24 protein-coding genes are annotated in these 20,155 nt (G+C 62.7%); 15 read left to right on the forward strand and 9 right to left on the reverse strand.

What is annotated here, in order from left to right; all coding sequences use genetic code 11:
• Window positions 1–5 precede the first annotated feature (5 nt).
• From ACN6KF_RS24855 to arsH, 8 genes are all read left to right on the forward strand, one after another.
• Window positions 6–890 (forward strand): LysR family transcriptional regulator, encoded by an 885-nt coding sequence (locus ACN6KF_RS24855; protein ID WP_434959420.1) that lies wholly within the window; start codon window positions 6–8, stop codon window positions 888–890.
• Window positions 891–1,134: 244 nt separating this feature from the next.
• A complete protein-coding gene (locus ACN6KF_RS24860; RefSeq protein WP_434959421.1) occupies window positions 1,135–2,457 on the forward strand; it encodes a C4-dicarboxylate transporter DctA in 1,323 nt (440 codons plus the stop codon).
• Between the two features lie 313 nt (window positions 2,458–2,770).
• Window positions 2,771–3,139, forward strand: a complete 369-nt coding sequence (locus tag ACN6KF_RS24865; RefSeq protein ID WP_434959422.1) for a helix-turn-helix domain-containing protein — start codon at window positions 2,771–2,773, stop codon at window positions 3,137–3,139.
• A gap of 193 nt (window positions 3,140–3,332) precedes the next feature.
• Window positions 3,333–3,650 (forward strand): hypothetical protein, encoded by a 318-nt coding sequence (locus ACN6KF_RS34190; protein WP_475422026.1) that lies wholly within the window; start codon window positions 3,333–3,335, stop codon window positions 3,648–3,650.
• A 197-nt stretch (window positions 3,651–3,847) separates the two neighbouring features.
• Window positions 3,848–4,210 carry an ArsR/SmtB family transcription factor gene (locus tag ACN6KF_RS24875; protein ID WP_434959424.1) on the forward strand — a complete coding sequence of 121 codons (363 nt, stop codon included), beginning with the start codon at window positions 3,848–3,850 and terminating at the stop codon, window positions 4,208–4,210.
• 102 nt (window positions 4,211–4,312) lie between these two features.
• Entirely contained in the window at window positions 4,313–5,143 is an 831-nt protein-coding gene (arsN2, locus tag ACN6KF_RS34195) for an arsenic resistance N-acetyltransferase ArsN2 (protein WP_475422027.1), read from the forward strand.
• A gap of 1 nt (window position 5,144) precedes the next feature.
• Window positions 5,145–6,197, forward strand: a complete 1,053-nt coding sequence (arsB, locus tag ACN6KF_RS24890; RefSeq protein ID WP_434959425.1) for an ACR3 family arsenite efflux transporter — start codon at window positions 5,145–5,147, stop codon at window positions 6,195–6,197.
• A complete protein-coding gene (gene arsH, locus ACN6KF_RS24895) occupies window positions 6,197–6,910 on the forward strand; it encodes an arsenical resistance protein ArsH (RefSeq protein ID WP_434959426.1) in 714 nt (237 codons plus the stop codon). Before arsB ends, arsH begins: the two co-directional genes overlap by 1 nt.
• Window positions 6,911–6,968: 58 nt before the next feature.
• Here arsH and ACN6KF_RS24900 read toward each other — a convergent pair whose 3' ends face one another.
• Together ACN6KF_RS24900 and ACN6KF_RS24905 are read right to left on the reverse strand one after the other, a co-directional pair.
• Window positions 6,969–8,171, reverse strand: coding sequence for an MFS transporter (locus tag ACN6KF_RS24900; protein ID WP_434959427.1), 1,203 nt, complete (start codon window positions 8,169–8,171; stop codon window positions 6,969–6,971).
• 5 nt (window positions 8,172–8,176) lie between these two features.
• Window positions 8,177–8,530, reverse strand: coding sequence for an antibiotic biosynthesis monooxygenase (locus tag ACN6KF_RS24905; RefSeq protein ID WP_434959428.1), 354 nt, complete (start codon window positions 8,528–8,530; stop codon window positions 8,177–8,179).
• Between the two features lie 122 nt (window positions 8,531–8,652).
• Between ACN6KF_RS24905 and ACN6KF_RS24910 the strand changes: the two genes are divergently transcribed.
• Window positions 8,653–9,540, forward strand: coding sequence for a LysR family transcriptional regulator (locus ACN6KF_RS24910; RefSeq protein ID WP_434959429.1), 888 nt, complete (start codon window positions 8,653–8,655; stop codon window positions 9,538–9,540).
• A gap of 132 nt (window positions 9,541–9,672) precedes the next feature.
• Here ACN6KF_RS24910 and ACN6KF_RS24915 read toward each other — a convergent pair whose 3' ends face one another.
• The 3 genes from ACN6KF_RS24915 to ACN6KF_RS24925 form a co-directional block, all read right to left on the reverse strand.
• Window positions 9,673–10,149 (reverse strand): hypothetical protein, encoded by a 477-nt coding sequence (locus tag ACN6KF_RS24915; RefSeq protein WP_434959430.1) that lies wholly within the window; start codon window positions 10,147–10,149, stop codon window positions 9,673–9,675.
• 104 nt (window positions 10,150–10,253) lie between these two features.
• Entirely contained in the window at window positions 10,254–10,940 is a 687-nt protein-coding gene (locus ACN6KF_RS24920) for a hypothetical protein (protein ID WP_434959431.1), read from the reverse strand.
• 135 nt (window positions 10,941–11,075) lie between these two features.
• Window positions 11,076–11,477, reverse strand: coding sequence for a RidA family protein (locus ACN6KF_RS24925; RefSeq protein WP_434959432.1), 402 nt, complete (start codon window positions 11,475–11,477; stop codon window positions 11,076–11,078).
• A gap of 148 nt (window positions 11,478–11,625) precedes the next feature.
• On the opposite strand from ACN6KF_RS24925, the gene ACN6KF_RS24930 reads away from it, so the two are divergent.
• From ACN6KF_RS24930 to ACN6KF_RS24940, 3 genes are all read left to right on the forward strand, one after another.
• The gene (locus tag ACN6KF_RS24930; RefSeq protein WP_434959433.1) at window positions 11,626–12,216 is read left to right on the forward strand and encodes a TetR/AcrR family transcriptional regulator; all 591 of its coding nucleotides are present in this window, start codon (window positions 11,626–11,628) and stop codon (window positions 12,214–12,216) included.
• Window positions 12,217–12,642: 426 nt separating this feature from the next.
• On the forward strand, window positions 12,643–13,860 hold the full coding sequence (locus ACN6KF_RS24935; RefSeq protein WP_434959434.1) for an MFS transporter: 1,218 nt from the start codon (window positions 12,643–12,645) through the stop codon (window positions 13,858–13,860).
• Between the two features lie 189 nt (window positions 13,861–14,049).
• Complete coding sequence (locus ACN6KF_RS24940) at window positions 14,050–14,394, forward strand: hypothetical protein (RefSeq protein WP_434959435.1); 345 nt, start codon at window positions 14,050–14,052, stop codon at window positions 14,392–14,394.
• Between the two features lie 37 nt (window positions 14,395–14,431).
• Here the strand turns inward: ACN6KF_RS24940 and ACN6KF_RS24945 are convergent, their stop codons facing one another.
• From ACN6KF_RS24945 to ACN6KF_RS24960, 4 genes are all read right to left on the reverse strand, one after another.
• A complete protein-coding gene (locus ACN6KF_RS24945; protein ID WP_434959436.1) occupies window positions 14,432–15,061 on the reverse strand; it encodes a LysE family translocator in 630 nt (209 codons plus the stop codon).
• 64 nt (window positions 15,062–15,125) lie between these two features.
• Window positions 15,126–15,518, reverse strand: coding sequence for an ester cyclase (locus ACN6KF_RS24950; protein WP_434959437.1), 393 nt, complete (start codon window positions 15,516–15,518; stop codon window positions 15,126–15,128).
• A gap of 29 nt (window positions 15,519–15,547) precedes the next feature.
• A complete protein-coding gene (gene map, locus ACN6KF_RS24955; RefSeq protein ID WP_434959438.1) occupies window positions 15,548–16,297 on the reverse strand; it encodes a type I methionyl aminopeptidase in 750 nt (249 codons plus the stop codon).
• Between the two features lie 205 nt (window positions 16,298–16,502).
• On the reverse strand, window positions 16,503–17,396 hold the full coding sequence (locus ACN6KF_RS24960) for a transcriptional regulator GcvA (RefSeq protein WP_434959439.1): 894 nt from the start codon (window positions 17,394–17,396) through the stop codon (window positions 16,503–16,505).
• A 107-nt stretch (window positions 17,397–17,503) separates the two neighbouring features.
• Here ACN6KF_RS24960 and ACN6KF_RS24965 point away from each other — a divergent pair, with 107 nt between their 5' ends.
• The 3 genes from ACN6KF_RS24965 to ACN6KF_RS24975 all read left to right on the forward strand — a co-directional run bounded on the left by ACN6KF_RS24965 (window position 17,504) and on the right by ACN6KF_RS24975 (window position 19,856).
• Window positions 17,504–17,989: a VOC family protein gene (locus ACN6KF_RS24965; protein WP_434959440.1), complete on the forward strand. Its 486-nt coding sequence runs from the start codon at window positions 17,504–17,506 to the stop codon at window positions 17,987–17,989.
• A gap of 36 nt (window positions 17,990–18,025) precedes the next feature.
• The gene (locus ACN6KF_RS24970; RefSeq protein WP_434959441.1) at window positions 18,026–18,757 is read left to right on the forward strand and encodes an SDR family oxidoreductase; all 732 of its coding nucleotides are present in this window, start codon (window positions 18,026–18,028) and stop codon (window positions 18,755–18,757) included.
• 217 nt (window positions 18,758–18,974) lie between these two features.
• The gene (locus ACN6KF_RS24975; protein ID WP_149252375.1) at window positions 18,975–19,856 is read left to right on the forward strand and encodes a 3-hydroxybutyryl-CoA dehydrogenase; all 882 of its coding nucleotides are present in this window, start codon (window positions 18,975–18,977) and stop codon (window positions 19,854–19,856) included.
• The last annotated feature ends 299 nt before the right edge of the window (window positions 19,857–20,155 follow it).

Consider the following 20,155-nt stretch of genomic DNA (forward strand, 5'->3'; position numbering starts at 1 on the left):
AGACCATGGAACTGCGTCATCTGCGCTATTTCCTAGCTGTCGCTGAAGAGCTCAATTTCAGGGCAGCCGCCGCTCGGCTCGGCGTTTCCCAACCGCCTCTCAGTACGCAGATTCAAGACCTGGAATACGAACTCAAAACCCAGCTCTTCCTGCGAAACAAGCGGCGTGTCGAATTGACCGCCGCAGGCCTAGCCTTTCGCAATTATGCGACCGCGATCATCGCGCAGGTGGATGAGGCCGCCGAACAGACCCTCGCCATTGGCCGGGGGCAGATCGGAACCCTCGACCTCGCCACCACCGGATCGGTGCTGATGGGGCCGCTGGCCGGATTGATCGCCAGGTTTGGCCTGCAAGTGCCGGAGGTCCAGGTGCGCATTCGCGAGATGCCGCCGCTCGAGCAGGAGGCTGCCCTTCACACCCGCAAGATCGACATCAGCTTCTTGCGCGGACCGGTCGGCGACCCCGATCTGGTCACCGAACTGGCATGGAAGGAAAAAGTCGGCGTGGCCTTACCGCAATCGCATCCGCTGGCGGGCAATAGCCGGATCGAGCTGTCCGAACTGAGAAACGAGCAGTTCGTTTTTCTGAGGATGAAGAATTCGCGGTTTGCCCGCTATCTCAAGGAATGCTGCATCGAGGCGGGATTTGACCCCAATATTACCCAGCAGGTCGTCGAATCCTATTCGCTGCTCAGCCTGGTTGCTGCGGGCCTGGGTGTTGCGCTCGTGCCGGAGGCGGCGAAGGAAATGCTGCGGCCCGGTGTCGTCTACCGGGCCTTGGTGGAGCCGGCGCCGGTTGCCGATGTCATCATGCTGTATCGACCGGATCGCAGCGCTGTCGTGACCCGATTCCTGAGTGAAACGCGCGAATATTTTCAAAGCTCGCCCTAGGCGCAGCGGGGATGCCTTGGCGTAATCTCTCGGCGGCGGTGCTGTGGCATCCGATTCCATGATGCGGAATCGCGCCTTCTGACCTGGAGATTTTATGCTCTAAGCATTGCTGCATACGGCACCATTGAGATCGGGAGTGTGGCGGACGTTTGGGAGAACGTGCCGTCACCGGACCCTTCCCGGGAACCGACAGCTCCTTCGGCAAAATCAGAAACAACAACGGTGCCGACCGTGGAGGAAATATATGCTCAGATTCTTCAGATCCCTGTTCGGGCAGGTGGTCATAGCGCTTGTGTTGGGAATAGTGGTCGGCATCCTCTGGCCTGGCTTTGCCAGCCAGTTGAAGCCGCTTGGCGATGCCTTCATCAAGCTGATCAAGATGGTGATTGCGCCCCTGGTTTTCGGCGTCGTCGTCCATGGTGTCGTCGGGGCGGGGGATCTGAAAAAGGTTGGCCGGGTCGGCGTCAAGGCCATCGTCTATTTCGAGGTGGTGACGACGATCGCCCTGTGCCTGGGCTTGCTGATGGCCCATTTCTTCCAGCCGGGCGTTGGCATGAACATCGATCCCAAGGCACTCGATGGCGGCGCGCTCGCCAATTACACCGATCATGTGCGCGAAGTCACCGGCGGGGTCGACTTTCTGCTGCGCGTCATCCCGACGACTGTCACGGACGCTTTCGCCAAGGGTGACATTCTCCAGGTCCTGCTGATTGCCATCCTGTTCGGCGCCGGGCTGTCCCTGCTCGGCGAACGTGGCCGGCCCGTGGTCGACTTCATCCACATCGCCACCGACGTTCTCTTCAAGATCATCGGCTTCATCGTCCGGCTTGCTCCGCTCGGCGTGTTCGGCGCCATCGCCTTCACGGTCGGCAAATACGGGGTCGGTTCCCTGCAGCAACTGGGCTATCTCGTCCTCCTGTTCTATGTCAGCGTGATCTTCTTCGTGCTGGCGGTGCTTGGCACCATCATGCGGCTTGCCGGCTTCAGCCTGTTCAAGTTCCTGGTCTATCTGCGCGAAGAACTGACGATCGTCCTGGGCACCGCCTCATCCGACGCTGTGCTTCCGCAGGTCATGCGCAAGCTCGAGAAGATGGGGATCAAGGATTCCACTGTCGGCCTGGTCATCCCGACCGGCTATTCCTTCAATCTCGATGCCTTTTCCATCTATCTCACGCTGGCCGCGGTATTCATTGCGCAGGCTACCAACACGCCGCTTTCGGAAACCGATCTTCTGGTCGTGCTGGGCGTCGCACTGCTGACCTCGAAAGGGGCGCATGGCGTGCCGGGATCGGCCATCGTCGTTCTTGCCGCCACCCTGTCCGCACTGCCCGTCATTCCGGTGATCGGCCTGGTCCTGGTGTTGTCGGTCGACTGGTTCATGGGAATGGCGCGGGCGCTCGGCAATCTCATTGGAAACTGCGTCGCCACCGTCGTCATCGCCGTCTGGGAAGGTGATATCGACAGGGCTCAGGCCAACCGCGTCTTGAACGGCGAGCGCTCCGATCCCTACGAAAAAGCGGCGCAGGAGGCCGCCCGGCCCAGCAAAGAGGCTTCATCGACCCGCTAGAACGTTCTTCGTTCCAGCGGGTTCGCAAAGGCGCGCCGAAAACAAGGCGTTGGAAGAAGCGGCACTTCGCTGAACGCACTTTGCCTCAACGCTTCTCGAGCCTCCCTCTGCGTCCAGCAAAGGGGGGCTTTTTCTTGGGGACATTGCGTGGCTGATAGGGATGATCCGGTCCGTACGACGGCTGCGCGGCGGGTCGATTGTCCTGCCAATAAATATCTTAGGAATATCACCCGATCCAAATGATATATTGGACGTATAAGAGGAACAGCAACATAACCGGGAGGCATCCACAAAACAACGGGAGGGAGAACCGGTGTCTGCTTTGGAAGCAATCGAGCACCATCTTGGCCATGTCGCTGGAGAAACGCCGGGGCTGCCTTTCGGTTATTCTCCGGAATTTCGTGAAGATCGCGACATTCCTGTCGCTCATGGTTGCGTCCAGGCCGTGTTGCGGGCCCTGTCGATTCTCCGATGCATTGCTCAGGACCAGCGCGGCATGACGCTTGCGGAAGTCGTTCGCGGCACCAGCCTGGCTCCATCGACGGCGCATCGCCTGCTCACCACGCTTCAGAGCGAGGGCTTCGTGCAATTCGAGGCTGCGGCCTTGCGCTGGTTCGTCGGCCCCAGCGCCCATCTGGTCGGTATCGCCTGCCACCCGCAGAGGCGGCGGGTGTTTTCGTAAAAGGCTGAGCGTCGCCCCTCCCTTACGACTGGCATGTCAGCTCTCCTCCGCGCACCGTCCATCGGCCCGGTCGATATCGATGGAGGTTTTCGGCAGAGATCCGGCCGGGCGTGTCTTCAGCACTGGCTTGTTCCGCCTAACAGCATCCTGACCGTGCCGTCTGCGAGGGCGCACAGCAAGCAGATTGACCAGCTTGCTGCTGCGATCTGTACCTGGGTTTGCAAATCGCCGACCGGGCGCCGAGCGCCTGGACGATGCTATCCTTGTCGACCCGCATGCTGTTTACATCGAACACCTGCATCGCCGCGCCGGGCGGGCCGATCTCGAAAGTGAGGCGCGCATCGGGGTCCAGGGGGAGATGCCGATCGACCTGCCGAAGGATGCTCCGGAACTTCTCGACGGCCAGAAACTCGTGAGTGCCGGCAGGAGCGAGATCTTCGACCTGCAGGATCGTCTCGCGCCAGGAATCGGGGCTGCACCGCAATCCAAGGTGACGAAGGAGCCGCCTTGACCTCGGTCACATGGTAGCCGGGCCATACCATCCTCTCGCCATAGTGCAGCACCCGTGCCTTGCCGGCATGCGGTTCGAGGGCGGCAGGCACATGTCCCAGTGAGGCATCGCCGCCAATTCGATCGTCAGGGGGCTAGCGGTCGCGTTCATGTTGTTGTATTGAATATTTCAATGACTCTTGAGATATTGAGATAAAGATGGATGAAAAGCAAGCCCTCGATGCCTTTGCGGCCCTTTCGCAGGAAACCAGGCTTCGAATCGTCCGGCTGCTGGTGACGGCTGGACCGGACGGCATGGCGGCCGGGGTGATCGGCGAGGCTATGGATGGGGCTTCCTCCTCGCGCATGTCGTTCCACCTCAGTCACCTCGAACAGGCCGGCTTGGTCGAATCGCGCCGGGAAGGGCGCTCGATCCTCTACAGCGCCGCCTATCCCGCCCTCGCCGGCCTGATCGAATTCCTGATGCGCGATTGCTGCCAGGGGCATCCGGAAGTCTGTAATCCCGCCGTCGCTGCGCTTTCCGCCTGCTGCGCCCCTCGAAAGGAAACCACCCATGCCTGATCCGCATGCGCCTTCGCCGGCGCGCAGCGCGTTTTCGCTTGCCGAGATCGGTCAATCCAAGGGGGCAACCTCGCCCCGCAACAGCGCGGCGTGAACGCCGACATGGATATCGTCATCTATCACAACCCCGATTGCGGCACCTCGCGCAATACGTTGGCGCTGATCCGGCAGGGGGGTATCGAGCCCCATGTCATCGAATATCTGAAGACGCCGCCCTCGCGCACTTTGCTGGCCCAGCTCGTCGCGCGCATGGGCATTGGCGTCCGGGACCTCGTCCGGCAAAAGGGCACGCCCTATGCCGAGCTCGGATTGGAGGCTCCGGATCTGACGGACGCCCAACTCCTGGATGCGATGATGGCGCATCCGCTGCTGATCAACCGCCCCATCGTCGTCAGCCCGTTGGGCGTGAAGCTCTGCCGCCCTTCCGATGTCGTGCTCGATCTGCTTCCGCCAGCAGCCATGCCGTCAAGCATGCAAAAGGAAGACGGAGCGCCCTTCCTGAAGGACGTACAGATCGATCCGAGCGATCCGGTTCTCATCGCTGCCCTGCGGGCGGAAGACCTCCCCGTCGACGATCTTGCCGAGACGGATCGCATTTTCTTTGCTTACCGAACGCTCGACGGTCAACTCGTCGGATTTGGCGGCTATGAGCTTCTGGGCGCCGATGCGCTGGTCCGATCCGTGGTGGTCTCGCCGGAGTTGAGAAGAGCCCGGATCGGCCGCAACATCGTGCCCTTGCTGTTGTTCCGAGCCCATGAGGCCGGCGCAAAGCGTGCCTGGCTTTTGACGACGTCCGCGTCCGATTTCTTCTCGCGCCTCGGCTTCAAGCCGGTGGAGCGGGCCGAAGCACCCACCGCCGTCCTGGCGACGCGCCAGGCCTCATCCCTCTGCCCGGCCAGCGCCATCCTGATGCGCCGCGAGATCAGCTTCTGATATGTCCATATTCGAACGTTATCTGACGCTTTGGGTGGCCCTTTGCATCCTCGCCGGCATCGCGCTCGGCCATACGATGCCGGCAGCCTTCCAGGCGATCGGCGCTGCCGAAATCGCCAAGGTCAATCTGCCGGTCGCCGTGCTGATCTGGCTGATGGTCATCCCGATGCTGCTGAAGATCGACTTTGCCGCCTTGCGCGAAGTCGGCCGGCATTGGCGCGGCATCGGGGTGACCCTCTTCATCAACTGGGCCATCAAGCCCTTCTCCATGGCGCTGCTCGGCTGGCTGTTCGTCGGCTGGCTGTTCCGGTCCTCTCTGCCTGCCACGCAGATCGACAGCTATATCGCCGGGTTGATCATCCTCGCCGCCGCGCCTTGCACCGCCATGGTGTTCGTCTGGTCGAACCTTACCAGAGGCGAGCCGCATTTCACCTTGAGCCAGGTTGCGCTCAACGATGCGATCATGGTTATCGCCTTCGCGCCGATCGTCGGCCTGCTGCTGGGGCTCTCGGCAATCACGGTGCCGTGGGGCACGCTCGTCCTGTCGGTCGGGCTCTACATCGTCATTCCCGTGCTCGTGGCGCAGGGGCTGCGTCGTCGTCTGCTGGCTGCCGGCGGCCAGGCGGCCCTGGACCATCTGCTCGCCCGCCTCGGCCCCGTCTCCCTGCTGGCACTGCTGGCGACCCTGGTGCTGCTCTTCGGTTTCCAGGGCGAGCAGATCATCGCGCAGCCTCTGGTGATCGCGCTCCTTGCCGTGCCGATCCTCATCCAGGTCTATTTCAATGCGGGGCTTGCCTATCTGCTCAACCGCGTTGCCGGCGAACGGCATTGCGTCGCCGGCCCCTCGGCCCTGATCGGGGCATCCAACTTCTTCGAGCTTGCCGTCGCCGCCGCGATCAGCCTGTTCGGCTTCCACTCGGGAGCAGCCCTGGCCACCGTGGTCGGCGTGCTGATCGAAGTGCCGGTGATGCTGTCCGTCGTCTGGATCGTGAACCGGTCCAAGGATTGGTATGAGCGCGGTTCTGCCGTAGCTGCCGCCGAAGGACGCCGCTGATGATCGAGGATCTCCCGAATATCACGCCCGATTGCCTGCGGATCCCTTCGCTCGATCGCCTGCGGCCGAAGGCCTCGACACACCCGCCGCGCATATTGCTGCTCTATGGTTCGCTGCGGGAACGTTCCTACAGCAAGCTGCTGACCCTGGAAGCGGAACGGCTTCTCAAGCATTTTGGGGCGGAAACCCGCATCTTCGATCCTCTCGACCTGCCGCTTCCCGATGCCGCACCGGCAGACCATCCCAAGGTACGCGAATTGCGGGAGCTCTCGGAGTGGTCGGAGGGGCAGGTCTGGTGCAGCCCCGAGCGTCATGGCGCCATGACCGGCATCATGAAGGCACAGATCGACTGGATCCCGCTGGCGATCGGGGCGGTGCGGCCGACCCAGGGCAAGACGCTGGCGCTGATGCAGGTCTCTGGCGGCTCGCAATCCTTCAATGCCCTCAACCAGATGCGCGTGCTCGGCCGCTGGATGCGGATGATCACCATTCCCAACCAGTCCTCGGTGGCCAGGGCCTATGAAGAGTTCACGCCCGGCGGGCGGATGAAAGCCTCATCCTATTACGAGCGTGTCGTCGACGTGATGGAGGAACTGGTCAAGTTCACCCTGCTGACGCGTGATGCCTCGGACTATCTCACAGACCGCTACAGCGAGCGGAGGGAAGAGCACGAAGCTCTCGAGGCCCGTCTGAAGCTGGCGCAAGTGCGATGACCGGAACCCCACGCCGGCCGCTTCCTCCGAAGCTACCGGCTTCATGTCGTGGCGAGCGCTACGACGACGGAAAGCCGTGCCGCCGCGCTGACCAGGTGACCAGCAGGCAGGGAATGAGAAGCGCGAGCAGGGCCGGAGGGAAGCTGCCGGCGCCGGCCTGGTCGAGCAACAGGCCGCCGAGCAATCCTCCGCCTGCAATCGCCAGGTTCCAGGCGGTGACGAGCATCGACTGGGCGATGTCGGTGGCGTCACCGGCTGCGTGGGCGAGTGCTGTCTGGAACAAGGTCGCCGCCCCGCCGAACGCCAGGCCCCAGATGGCGACGGCGGCGTAGACGAAGGGGGCGGAAGCCGGCCACAGCCCCAGCATTGCCGCAGCCAGGACAAAGAGAGCGCTGGAGAGCAGAGCCAAGGCCCTCGGCTTGCGATCGATGAAGGCACCGACGATCCAGATTCCGACAAGCGAGAACAGGCCGAAGGTGAGCAGGATAATGTCGACCTGGTCCGCCAGGGCTGCCAGGCGGAGGAAGGGGGCGATATAGGTGTAGAGGAGATTGTGGGCGAGCACGAAGGCCAGCGTGACGAACAGGATCGGTCGCACGCCCGCCATGGCCAGCACCGCAGCGAGGGAGGACCGCCTTGCCCCGTCCTGTCCCGGGAAGTCGGGCAGCTTCATCGAAATCCAGACGATCAACAGGGCCGCGATGGCGCTGAGCACACCGAAGCAAGTGCCCCAACCGATGGCCTTGCCGAGGAAGGTGGCGGCGGGAACCCCGATCGACAGTGCCACAGGCGTGCCGATCATGGCGATGGCGATCGCCTTTCCCTTCTGGTGGTCGGGCACCAGGCGTGCGGCATAGCCGGCAAGCAGCGCCCAAAGCAGGCCCGCCGAGGTGCCTGCCAGGAATCGGGCTACCATGGTCAGTCCGTAGAAAGGCGAGATCGCCGTGACGCTGTTGGCGAGGGCGAAACCGGCGATGGCGAACAGCAGCAAGGGACGGCGGCGCAGGCGCTGCGTCGCGCTCGTCAGCGGTATGGCGGCCAGCAACGATCCGAGCGCGTAGATCGTGACCATCTGGCCGGCATAGGATTGTGAAACAGAGAGGCTGCCCGCGATCTCGGGCAGAAGCCCCGCCGGCAGGGCTTCCGTCAGGATGGTGATGAAACCGGCGAGGGCCAGGGCGATCAAGGCCGGTAGCGGGAGACTGCCCCCGCCGGCCAGTGCCCGATCGGGTACGGGCCTGCCCGATGTCGAATGCGTCATGGCGATCAGGCGGCCGTGCGCTTCGGCAAGACAAGGTCGCCGACGGTGTAGGTGTGAAACTCGCTGCTGGAGACCTCGTCGAGCTTACGGAACTTTGCCACGAAGACGGGGTCGGAGAAGAACTCCTCGACATTGCCGGCGCCCTGGATCGCCTCGATGTTGACGACCGTCAGTCCGTCGGCGCTTTTGGCCAGGGTGCTCCACAGGAAGCCTTCCTTGCGTTCGGCCACATAATGCACCACGTCCTGGATGACCGCGAAGGCCTCCTCCTGCTTGCCGGGACTGGCGTGAATGACGTTGACGATGAAGGTCGTCGGCGTGGGGGAGCCCGTGAAGGCGGCGGGTGATTTGATATCCATGATGGTCTCCGATGAGGTGCGGCAAGCCGGCCGCAGCGACATCTGGATATCGGTGGCGAAATAGCGGATAAACGAGCCGGTATTCACATCAAATCGGAAAATTATTCCGCAATCGTCAGATCATGGATAAGCTCGGCACCCTCGGTATCTTCATCCAGGTCGCGGAGGCCGGCAGTTTCGTGGCAGCGGGACAGCGCCTGGGTCTGTCGGGCTCGGCTATCGGCAAGGCTATCGCGCGGCTCGAGGAAGAGATGGGCGTGCGCCTGTTTCACCGTTCGACCCGCAGCATGGCCTTGACCGAAGAGGGCAGCTTCTTTCTCGACACCTGCCGGCGCATCCAGTCCGATTTCGAGGCGGCGCAGGCGCAATTGTCCCGAGCGCAGGCAACGCCGCGTGGGCAGTTGCGCGTAAGCCTGCCACTCGCCGGCATGCTCTTGATGCCGACGATCGCCGCCTTCATGGCTGAATATCCCGAGATCAATCTCGACCTCGACTTCACCGACCGGCTGGTCGACGTCATCGAGGAAGGCTTCGATGCGGTGATCCGGACGGGTGAGGTCAGGGATACCCGCCTGATGAGCCGCAAGCTCGGAACCTTCAAGCACCGGATCGTCGCTGCGCCCGCCTATCTCGCTGCCCATGGCGTGCCGACAGCGCCGGAAGACCTGCTCGGCCACCGTTGCCTTCATCATCGCTACGCCAATTCGGGCAGGTTCGAACCCTGGCCACTGGTGCGGGACGGGCGAGAATTCAAGCTCGACCTGCCCCAGACCACGGTGGCGAGCACGCTGGAGCCCCTGATCTACCTGGCCGAGCGCGCCTTCGGCATCACCTGCCTGCCGCCCTTCGCCGTCGCATCGGAACTGGCGCAAGGCAGCCTGGTGTCGCTGCTGGAAGAGCATCTGGCCGAGGCCGGCACCTTCCGCGTGCTGTGGCCGACCAATCGCTATCTCTCCCCGAAAGTGCGGGTTTTCGTCGACTATATGGCCGCGAACCTGTTTGCGGCCTGATCAACGGAGCGGAAAGGCGCGCTTTCAGTCATTGCGAGCGCAGCGAAGCGATCCAAGGCCGCAGGCGACGCACCCTGCCAAGACCGGATTGCTTCGTCGTTCCCCAATCGGATCCGGGATTCCACTTGGCGTTTATTCGACTTTGCCTCGCCAGTTGCGCACGATGTCACCGAGCACTGAAAGCTGTTTTGCCAAATCGGGCCTGATTTCGGAGAGTTGCTTGGTGTAGTCGGCCATGGCGCTATCGAAGCCCTCGGGGTTCTGTCTGCGCAGATTGGCCAGGCGGTTGAGCGTGGATGCCACCGTCAGCTGAACGTCGTCCTGGAATTCACCACTCTTGGCATAGGCGGTACCGAGGGCCGCCAGGGTGATCGGATAGGGCACCACGGTCTTGCGGCTCTTGGTGTTCGGCAGGTTCTCCTCGAGGGCAGGCTGATAGTTGTCGGCGCAGGCGACGACGGTGTAGAGGCGGGTTTGGGAACCGAGCCGGATGTCGAAGTTTCCCTGTTCGGATGTGCGGGCAACGTCCAGGCGCTTGGCGTCCGCACTCGCTTCCTTTTGGCAGGAGCCGTCCGGCACGACCTGGACCCCGGCGGCCCAGGCTCGCACTTCGGCTCGCAGCGGCTGTGTGGTGTCCTGGTCGACGACGCGTCCCCGATGAGGGAGCTGATTTTCGTCGCTCGTGGCGGATGAGACTATCGCCAGTGACGCCACTATCGGAAAAATCGCCAAGAAAGGCAGATGCCGATAAACCATATGATCCCTCCCACCATCCAGATCGTCCAGCCTAGTCCATCAACGTACGCAGTCCGCAGAACTTGGGCGTCTGCCGGTGTCACCTGCACCCTTTGGTCGGTCAGTGTATTTGCCCCGCAGTCGACGATGATCGCCTGCGGACGAACCAGGCCCTGGATTTGATAGCCGGGAGCAGGTCCGCCGGCGTTGACCTTCAGGCTGGCGGCCCGATCCCAGCCGGTAACGTCATAGGTGCGGCAGGCCACGTTGGGCGGCACGGAGATGAAAGCCTGCACGATGCTGTTGGAGCCGAAGATCTCCAGGTGATTGCCGACGGCGGAGGGGCTCTCGATGATGCGCACCGACGTCCGGGCGATCACGGCGTGGGCTAGAAAATAACTCGCTGTGCTGGCCAAGATCATGAGAAGGCCTGCGGCGACGACAAAGAAGGCAGTATTTGGAGCAGGGCTGGCTGCTCCAGCTGGTCTTGCCCATCGATAAAGCAGTTGCAGGACCGCTATGATCAGGCAGGCATCGATGAAGGCAACCAGGATAAGCCGCCATTCCAAACCGAGGTTGGAAAGCTGCATTGCGCTTTCAACGATTCCCGCCCCCAGGGTTGCCGGAAGCCCCCAAAAGGATTTCAAGAGTTTGGCGATGCTCATGAACGCCCGGCAGCCTGGCTGGTGAGGGGAGGTCGCATCTCAACGCCCTGGGCCCTTGAGCCCAAGGCGTCGGAGCCACTTCGAGATCCTGCGAATACTCTTCCTGCCGTGACGCGCGCGTGTATTGCCCCCGAGTCAGTCTGCGCTTTCGGGAATGCGGGCGATGACCTTGATCTCGAAGTCGAAACCCGCCAGCCAGTTCACGCCGATTGCCGTCCAGTTCGGGTAGGGCGGCCGGTCGAAGATCTGGTTCTTGACCGCCATGATGGTTTCGAACTGGTTTTCGGGATCGGTGTGGAAGGTGGTCACGTCGACGATGTCGTCGAAACCGCAGCCCGCCACCTTCAGCGTTGCCTGCAGATTGTCGAAGGCCAATTGCACCTGGCGCTTGAAGTCGGGCTCCGGCGTACCGTCTGCACGGCTGCCGACCTGGCCCGAAACGAACAGAAGGTCGCCCGATCGGATCGCCGCCGAATAGCCATGCGCCTCGTAGAGCGCATGCCGATCCGCGGGGAAAACTGCCTCACGCTGTGCCATTTTTCAGTCCTCTTCTTTTCATGATCCGCTGACAACCGCAGGGGCTTCACATGGCCCTGTCGCATTTGATATACGTTCCGTATTTGGATCTATGGACATACGTGCTGTATGTCAATCCAAATACGTCGCGTATATGAAGGGGACTGAGATGGTTGCCGGAAGCCGGGCCGAGACGATGGAGAAGAATCGCGCCAAGTTGATTACGGCCGCGCGCAGGGCTTTCGCGAAAACCGGCTATGCCGCGGCCTCGATGGATGAACTGACGGCCGAGGTCGGACTGACGCGTGGGGCGCTCTACCACAATTTCGGCGACAAGCGTGGGCTTCTGGCGGCCGTGGTCAATCAGATCGACGCCGAGATGGCAGAGCGCGCGCATGAGGCCGCTGCCCTTGCCCAGGACGAATGGGAAGGCCTTCTGATCGAGGGCGTGGCCTATATCGAGATGGCGCTCGATTCCGAGGTACAGCGCATCGTTCTGCGCGACGGGCCGGCTGTCCTCGGCGATCCCTCGCAATGGCCCAGCCAGAACAATTGCCTGCAGGCGACCAAACGAACCGTCGAGCGCCTCATCGGGCAGGGGATCATGAAGCCGGTGGATGCCGAGGCAGCGGCCCGGCTCTTGAGCGCGTCCGCGCTCAATGCGGCCTTGTGGATCGCGGCGAGCGAGGAGCCCGAGAAGGTCTTGCCGAAGGCCGTGGAGACTTTCCGCGCCCTGGCGACGGGCTTGCGCCGTCCCTAGAACTATTCCCCGCTCATCCTGGAATATCGCCGGATTTGTTACTCCCACCTCCTTGATCGCCAATGGCAGGGTCGCGCTCACCGGTCGAGGGCAAGGATCGGTCGAATGGGAGGCTTGCGACGACGAATCCGGTCTGAGGTGGCGGCAGGGGGAGACTGACCAGTTCGCTCTTCATTCGCCATGCCCGGTTTGCGCTTGGCGAATATTCTGATAGCATCTTGCAACCAGAATATTTTTGCAACCGCATGTCGGATTTTCAGTTGTTCGTGCGTCCTTGAGGTATCGCCGCGGTGGCCTGGAGCAGGCCTTGTTCAGATTTGAATGCTCGTTTGCTCCGGCACCTCGTTTCACCACGTCTTTGCGTTTCCTGCCGCCGTGCGGCAGAGCGCGAGACGCGATGGCCCGCGGCACAGGAACGGGTGGACCATGATGGACAAGAATTCCTATCGTTGGGTGATCGTCGCCGCGGGCGGCTTGCTTGGATGCGTTGCGATCGGCGCGATGTTTTCGCTGCCGGTTTTCCTCAAACCCATGTCGGCGGAGACGGGCTGGTCGGTGACCGGCATTTCCACTGCCATGACCTTCGGCTTCCTGGCGATGGCGCTGGCCAGCATGGTCTGGGGCGGCCTGTCCGACCGCTTTGGCCCGCGTCCGGTGGTGCTGGCCGGTTCGATCGGCCTCGTTGCCAGCCTGGCGCTGGCCAGCCAGGCCGGATCGCTGATCGAATTCCAGCTCGTCTTCGGCGTACTGGTAGGGGCGGCGACTGCTGCGATGTTCGCGCCGATGATGGCCTGCGTTACCGGCTGGTTCGACACGCAGCGCAGCCTCGCCGTGTCGCTGGTCTCGGCCGGCATGGGCATGGCGCCGATGACGATGGCGCCGCTCGCCGCATGGCTGGTAACGAAGTATGACTGGCGCACCTCGATGCTGATTCTTGCCGGCATTGCCGCCGCCACCATGATTCCTGCCTCCCTGTTCCTACGGCGGCCGCCTGCGCTCATCGAAGGCAATGAGGCGGCACTGGCCGACGAGCCGCAATCGGATATGACTGTGCGCCAGGCAGTGCGCTCGCCGCAGTTCATCGTGCTGATGCTGGCCAATTTCTTCTGCTGCGCCACGCATTCCGGGCCGATCTTCCACACGGTGAGCTATGCGGTGACCTGCGGCATCCCGATGATCGCCGCCGTCACCATCTACAGTGTCGAGGGCCTGGCAGGCATGTTCGGGCGCATCGGCTTCGGCTTGATGGGCGATCGTTTCGGCGCCCAGCGCATGCTGGTGATCGGACTGTTCGCCCAGGCGTTCGGCGTGCTGTTCTATGCCTTTGCCAACCAGCTTGGCCAGTTCTACGCCGTGGCCATGGTGGTAGGCTTCATCTATGCCGGTGTGATGCCGCTCTATGCCGTGATCGTGCGCGAGAACTTCCCGCTCAAGATGATGGGCACCATCATCGGCGGCACGGCGATGGCCGGCAGCCTGGGCATGTCACTCGGCCCGCTGCTGGGCGGTATGATCTACGACCACTTCAATACCTATATGTGGCTCTATGTCGGCTCCTGGGGCATGGGCATCGCGGCCACGCTGATCGCCCTGACCTTCCGGCCTTTCTCCAAGACAAGGGAGCAATTGGCTCCTGCCGGGTGAGGGATCTTCGATACCGCGCCGGCGTCAGGGGACCCTGCGGCTCCCTGAGCACGCCGGCGCCCGCAAGCTACTTGGCTGCCATCATAGGGGGCGTGGCGGAATTTCATCCATTGAGGAAGTCCTTGATCCAAGGGGTAACAACGTTACGAATCCGATTGACGAGAAAAAGCAAAACCGGAGGTCATCTCCATGCCGTTACTCACGAAGTGGAAGACACCCCTTCTCGTGACGGCAGTCTCGACCGCCTTCCTGGCCTCGTGGGTCGTCCTCTCGCCCTATAGATCCGCCTGCACCACTGAGGTCGTGGAGGCGGAACAGGCCATGCATGCTTCGGATCGGGAGTTGAGAGCCGTCAGCGCGAATGACAAAGGGGCTATCTGCCAAGTCTACCGGCGGCGTGTCGAGATGCTGAAAACAGCGGCTCCCGTGATGCGGCGGTGTGGGACGGCTCAGCTGAATCCCGATGCCGACTGGTCGGCACGGGTGACCGAACTCGGCTTCTATCAGGGGCTCGTCGCGCAGCAATGCGGCTGAGCCCGCCCGGTTTGCGCGATCAACGCCGCGGCCCTTGCTAGCCCCTCTGCAAGGCGAGATGGACGCCCATCCCGACCAGGATCGCCCCGCCCACGCGGCGCATCAGCCGCTGCACGCCGGAGGAGCGCTTGAGCCGGCCGATGATCACTGCGGCCAGCATGACGACGACGATATCGACGAGCCCGAACAGGACATTGGCGACCGTGCCCAGGATGGCAAATTGCAGCCAGAGCGGGAAAGATGCGGCGCCGTCGACGAATTGCGGCAGGAAGGCCAGGAAAAACAGCGCGGTCTTCGGGTTGAGCACCTCGACGGTGATGCTCTGCGCGAAGGCCTGGCGGGCCGAGCGAGTGCCGCCGATCGTCCCGGCATCCGCGCTTTGCCGCGCCCGGAACAAGGTGATGCCGAGCCAGATCAGATAGAGGGCGCCGGCGAGCTTGACGCCGGCATAGACGATGGGCACCGCATGGAACAGCACCGATAGGCCGGCGGCTGCTGCGGCGACATGGGCATAGGCACCCAGATGCAGGCCGAGCGCTGCCATCAGCCCGGCCTGCCGCCCACCCGCCATGGTCCTGGCCGCCGCATAGAGCATGGAGGGACCCGGCAGCACGGAAAACAAGGCCGTCGTGACGATGAAGGCGAGCAACACGTCAAAGGAGGGCATATCGGGGTCTTCCATCGGCTGCGGGATCTGGCGGCGACCATAGCACCCGATATCGGCCCTGTCGTCAGCGCCCCAGCTGGGCCTCGATCGCGGCTTTGTCGATTACAGACCATACCGAGACGATCTTTTCGGCCTTGAAGGCGTAGAATACGTTTTCCGTGAACGCGACCTTGCGTCCATCGAGCTTCAGGCCGAGGAACCCCGGCTTCGGCGTGCAGTCGAAGGCGAGCCGGGCCGCCACAAGGGGTGGTTCGCAGACCAGGAACTCGATGTGGAAGGCGAGGTCGGGAATGTCCTCGAAATCCTTGACGAGCATGCCGCGATAGCCTGACAGCCCCAGCCGCCGGCCATTGTGCACGGCCTCCTCATCGACATGGCGTCCGAGCTCGCTCCAGTCCTGCCGGTTGAGGCAAGCGATATATGCGCGATAGAGGTCGGCGAGAGTTGTAGATTCCATCGTGCTTGCTCGCGCATGGCGCCGGGGTGTCACGCCGGCAGCGTGAGGACGAGCGGCCCGGTGCGGGTCGCCACCACCGTATGTTCATATTGCACGGTTGGGGCGCGGGGGTCGCTGAACAGTGTCCAGGCATCCTCGCCATCCGCCGCCCATTCCGCGCCCAAAGAGAGGAACGGCTCCACCGTGAACACCAGGCCTTCCTGCATCTTCCGGCGCTCGGAGCGGTCGGGCCAGGTTGCGAGTTCCTTGGGTTCCTCATGCAGGGACCGGCCGACGCCGTGGCTGGCAAGATTGCGCACCAGCGTATAGCGGTTCTTGCGGGCGAATTCGCCGATGGCATTGCCGATATTGGCGAGCGGCAGGCCGGCGCCCACCTGGCGGATACCCGTCCACATCGCCCGCTTGCCGTCCCTGAGGAGACGCTGGGCCGCCTTGGAAACGGGCTCCACCGCAAAGGACGCGCCGGTATCGGCGAAGAAGCCGTCCTTCTCGGCGGAGACATCGATATTGACGAGATCGCCCGGCTCGATCCGGCGCTGGCCGGGTATGCCGTGGGCGATCTCCTCGTTCACGCTGATGCAGGTCGCGCCGGGAAAGCCGTAGCAGAGCTCGGGTGCGGAGCGGGCGCCTTCCTGCTCGAGGAGCCTGCGGCCGATCACGTCGAGCTCCGCCGTGGTCATGCCCGGTTCGAGTGCCGCTCCCATCGCCGCCAGCGTATTGGCGACGATGCGGCCGATCTCCTTCAGCTTGAGCAATTCGTCTTCGTTCGAAATCGTCATGATATGCCGTGCGTTCTCAAAGAATTTGAACAAGAGGAAGTGCGGTGGACCGGCGTCCCCGCTTCCCTCCGCCGGAAAGCGAGGGCAGGCAGAGGGCCGTTAGCCTTCCCTATTTCGCCGCTCGCTCCGCGCGCATCGCCGTCCCGAGACTTCTCAGCCGTAAATATTGCACGCAAGGCCTCGGCTGCAAGGGGCGAGGCCTTCATCAATCGGGCGGCGGCGCCATCTCCGCAAAGAGCCAGTCGCGAAAGGCCTTCACCTTGTGCTGGCGGATGGCGTCGGGGGGATAGACGACATAGAAACTGGAGAGGGATCTGAGGGCGTGTGTGAACGGGCGTACCAGGCGTCCGGCGGCGAGATCGGCGGCGACCAGCATGGTTCGGCCGAGCACCACGCCTTCGCCCTGCGCGGCAGACTCGACGGCAAAGGAATAGGAATCGAAGGTGAGGCCGCCATGCGGGTCCACGCCCTCAATCCCGGCGCTGGAAAGCCAGCTTGCCCAATCGATCGGAAAACCGTCATGGATCAGCGTGTGGTGCCTGAGGTCCTCCGGGCGGCGTAGCGGATGCTTCCCCTCCAGCAGTCTCGGGCTGCAGACGGGAAAGACTTCCTCGTCGGTGAGGAATTCCGAAGTGAGCCCCGGATAGGTGCCGCTGCCATAGCGGACGGCAATGTCGATGCCGTCGCCCAGGAAATTGGTGAGCCTGCCGGTGGTCGAAACCCGCACGTCGATATCGCCGTTTGCGCAGTGAAAACGATAGAGGCGCGGCACCAGCCATCGCCCCGCAAAGCCGTCGGAGGTGCTGACGTTCAGGGTCGAGCTCGACTGGTGGGCCGTCGCCGCAGCGGTGGCCATCCCCAATTGGTCGAGCATGTCGCGAATCGCCCGTGCATAGGGTTCACCGACAGCGGTCAGGCGCACCGAACGGCTCGTGCGCTCGAACAGGAGGACGCCGAGCCGGTCCTCGAGATGCTTGATCGCCCGGCTGACGGCTCCATGGGTGACATTGAGCTCTTCCGCCGCCCTGGAGAAACTCAGATGCCGGGCTGCGGCCTCGAAACTCGGCAGGGCATGGAGGGGTGGAAGTTTGCGGGGCATGGCATGTGTGAGTTTTGATCACAGATATATGCCAAGTTTTGGTTTGTGTGTCGATAGTATACTGCTCAAAATGGCTGTGATTTGTGATGAATCCTCACGAGGACAACATGGCCACGATCCATCCCTTTCTCTGGTTCAACCTGAACGCTCGAGAGGCCCGGGACTTCTATCTGTCGGTCTTCAAGAATGCCAAGGCGCTTAGGGACACCGAGTTCACCGACTGGGTCGCCGGCACGAACAAGACGGTTCCGCACGCCACCTTCGATTTCGAACTCGAAGGGCTGCACCTGACGGCCCTGAATGCCGGGCGGATGCCTGCCTTCAATGAAAGGCTCTCGCTCTATATCCAGACCTCCGACCAAGCCGAGACCGACTATTACTACAGGGCGCTCACGGCTGATGGCGGCTCCGAGAAGCCCTGCGGCTGGCTGACGGACAAATATGGCGTCTACTGGCAGGTTATTCCCGAGGTCACGCTGCGGCTGATGGCCGATCCCGACCGCGAGAAGGCGGATCGGGTCAGGCAAGCCTTATACAAGATGACCAAGATCGTCGTCGCCGATCTCGAAGCGGCCTATGCCGGCCGGGCTTAACTCATTCCCATGACCGTAGAGAACCGGAGGTTTCCCATGGCAGCGCTCACGGGCCAGAAGATCATCGTCGTCGGCGGCAGTTCCGGCATCGGCCTCGGCGTCGCGAAGGCGTCCCTCGAGAGCGGTGCGGAGGTGTTGATCGTCGGCCGCTCGCCCGGCAGGCTGCAGGCCGCGGAGCGAAGCCTCGATGCAGGCCGGCGCGTGCGAAGCTTTGCCGCTGACATGACAGACGAAGCCGGTCTTGCCCGGCTCTTCCAGGAGGCCGGCGCTTTCGATCACCTGGTGTCGACGGCCGGAACGCCGCCACCGGGCGATCCCATCGGGCGCACCGACATGGAGACGGTGCGGTGTTTCGTCGACAACAAGCTGATCGGCGCCGTCATGCTGGCCAAGCACGCCGTGGCCACCCTGAGGCGGGGCGGTTCCATGACCTTCACCTCCGGAATCAACAAGGACCGGCCGCCGGTTCCCGGCGGCGCGGTCGTTTCGGCGATCGCCGGCTCCTTCGGCTTTTTCGCCCGCGCCCTGGCGCTGGAACTGGCGCCGACACGCGTGAATATCGTCTCGCCCGGCTGGGTGGATACGCCGATGTGGGACGAGATCGTCGGGGAGGCCAAATCGGACTTCTTCGCCGGCATGGCCGGCCGCCTGCCGGTGGGCAGGATCGCGAAGCCCGCTGATATTGCCCCCGCTTATCTCTATTTGATGGAGAGCGCCTTCACGACGGGCGAGACCATCCATATTGATGGCGGGCAGGGCCTGATCTAGACAAAATCACGGTTCCATCGAGCTGCCTTTTTCCCGGCCCCTCGTTTTGTGGTATTCTACCGGCAGTTCGGGCCGCATGGGGAGGCGCTCCTGCTCGCAAGGTGCCAACACCCGAATGCGACCATTTCGACCGACAGGCGTGCATGAAAGCTGCGACTGCGGTCTTCCCACGCGCCGATTGCCTCGATAAGATCGGGCAAATGGCAGGGAACTTGAAATGACGGTGGATATCAGGACGGTTGGGATTGTGGGCGCCGGGCAAATGGGCAGCGGCATCGCGCATGTCGCCGCTCTGGCCGGGTTGAACGTGGTGCTCAACGACGTATCGGAAGATCGGGTCAACAATGGCCTGGCCACCGTCAATGGCAATCTCAAGCGTCAGGTTTCCAAGGGTTTCATCACGCAGGCCCAGAACGACGAGGCACTTTCCCGCATCAAGGCCGAACCCAATGTGGAGGGCCTCGGCGTCTGCGATCTGGTGATCGAAGCAGCCACCGAGAACGAGGCGGTCAAGGTCAAGATCTATGGCGGCGTCTGCCCGCATCTGAAGCCGGAAGCGATCCTCGCCACCAACACGTCGTCGATTTCGATCACGCGGCTGGCGGCGGCCACCGACCGGCCGGAGCGCTTTATCGGCATTCATTTCATGAATCCGGTGCCGGTGATGCAACTGGTCGAGATCATCCGCGGCATCGCCACGGATGACGGCACGTTCGAATCCGCCAAGGCCTTCATCACCAAGCTCGATCGCCAGGTGGCGGTGGCCGAGGACTTCCCGGCCTTCATCGTCAACCGCATCCTGCTGCCGATGATCAACGAGGCGATCTACACGCTCTATGAGGGCGTCGGCACGGTCGAATCCATCGACATGGCGATGCGGCTCGGTGCCAATCATCCGATGGGCCCGCTGCAGCTTGCCGATTTCATCGGCCTCGACACCTGCCTGTCGATCATGCAGGTCCTGCATGAGGGGCTGGCCGATTCCAAATACCGGCCTTGCCCGTTGCTGGTGAAATATGTCGAAGCCGGCTGGCTTGGCCGCAAGGTCAAGCGCGGCTTCTACGATTATCGTGGCGAAAAGCCGGTCGCCACCCGCTGACTGCACGCCCGCATTTCCCAATTCAAAAGAAGGCTGCCTTCTCTCCCAAGGGAGGAAGCAGCCTTTTTTGTCATGGCCAAGGGAATCGGCCAGGGGAATATCGCGGGGAGGAGGCCTTCGATCGGCATATCTTCTTGTTAACTCGATCAGGCTATGAAGACGCTCTGCCCTTTTGAGGCCAAAACTTCGGACTATGGTCGGAGCGCATAGTGCTGATGTGGTTAATCGGACACGCCGTCCGACAATCGTGCGGCAAGACTGTGGCGGCCATACCGCGCGGCCCGGCCGCGTGATAGAGG

This window comes from Labrys methylaminiphilus subsp. lupini (assembly GCF_051161885.1).
Classification (GTDB): domain Bacteria; phylum Pseudomonadota; class Alphaproteobacteria; order Rhizobiales; family Labraceae; genus Labrys.

Bases quoted from the DNA above. Each gene is read 5' to 3' on its own strand.
- ACN6KF_RS24855 (WP_434959420.1), top strand. From the start codon at position 6: ATGGAACTGCGTCATCTGCGCTATTTCCTAGCTGTCGCTGAAGAGCTC.
- ACN6KF_RS24860 (WP_434959421.1), top strand. From the start codon at position 1,135: ATGCTCAGATTCTTCAGATCCCTGTTCGGGCAGGTGGTCATAGCGCTT.
- ACN6KF_RS24875 (WP_434959424.1), top strand. From the start codon at position 3,848: ATGGATGAAAAGCAAGCCCTCGATGCCTTTGCGGCCCTTTCGCAGGAA.
- arsN2 (WP_475422027.1), top strand. From the start codon at position 4,313: ATGGATATCGTCATCTATCACAACCCCGATTGCGGCACCTCGCGCAAT.
- arsB (WP_434959425.1), top strand. From the start codon at position 5,145: ATGTCCATATTCGAACGTTATCTGACGCTTTGGGTGGCCCTTTGCATC.
- arsH (WP_434959426.1), top strand. From the start codon at position 6,197: ATGATCGAGGATCTCCCGAATATCACGCCCGATTGCCTGCGGATCCCT.
- ACN6KF_RS24900 (WP_434959427.1), bottom strand. From the start codon at position 8,171: ATGACGCATTCGACATCGGGCAGGCCCGTACCCGATCGGGCACTGGCC.
- ACN6KF_RS24905 (WP_434959428.1), bottom strand. From the start codon at position 8,530: ATGGATATCAAATCACCCGCCGCCTTCACGGGCTCCCCCACGCCGACG.
- ACN6KF_RS24910 (WP_434959429.1), top strand. From the start codon at position 8,653: ATGGATAAGCTCGGCACCCTCGGTATCTTCATCCAGGTCGCGGAGGCC.
- ACN6KF_RS24920 (WP_434959431.1), bottom strand. From the start codon at position 10,940: ATGAGCATCGCCAAACTCTTGAAATCCTTTTGGGGGCTTCCGGCAACC.
- ACN6KF_RS24925 (WP_434959432.1), bottom strand. From the start codon at position 11,477: ATGGCACAGCGTGAGGCAGTTTTCCCCGCGGATCGGCATGCGCTCTAC.
- ACN6KF_RS24930 (WP_434959433.1), top strand. From the start codon at position 11,626: ATGGTTGCCGGAAGCCGGGCCGAGACGATGGAGAAGAATCGCGCCAAG.
- ACN6KF_RS24935 (WP_434959434.1), top strand. From the start codon at position 12,643: ATGATGGACAAGAATTCCTATCGTTGGGTGATCGTCGCCGCGGGCGGC.
- ACN6KF_RS24940 (WP_434959435.1), top strand. From the start codon at position 14,050: ATGCCGTTACTCACGAAGTGGAAGACACCCCTTCTCGTGACGGCAGTC.
- ACN6KF_RS24945 (WP_434959436.1), bottom strand. From the start codon at position 15,061: ATGCCCTCCTTTGACGTGTTGCTCGCCTTCATCGTCACGACGGCCTTG.
- ACN6KF_RS24950 (WP_434959437.1), bottom strand. From the start codon at position 15,518: ATGGAATCTACAACTCTCGCCGACCTCTATCGCGCATATATCGCTTGC.
- map (WP_434959438.1), bottom strand. From the start codon at position 16,297: ATGACGATTTCGAACGAAGACGAATTGCTCAAGCTGAAGGAGATCGGC.
- ACN6KF_RS24960 (WP_434959439.1), bottom strand. From the start codon at position 17,396: ATGCCCCGCAAACTTCCACCCCTCCATGCCCTGCCGAGTTTCGAGGCC.
- ACN6KF_RS24965 (WP_434959440.1), top strand. From the start codon at position 17,504: ATGGCCACGATCCATCCCTTTCTCTGGTTCAACCTGAACGCTCGAGAG.
- ACN6KF_RS24970 (WP_434959441.1), top strand. From the start codon at position 18,026: ATGGCAGCGCTCACGGGCCAGAAGATCATCGTCGTCGGCGGCAGTTCC.
- ACN6KF_RS24975 (WP_149252375.1), top strand. From the start codon at position 18,975: ATGACGGTGGATATCAGGACGGTTGGGATTGTGGGCGCCGGGCAAATG.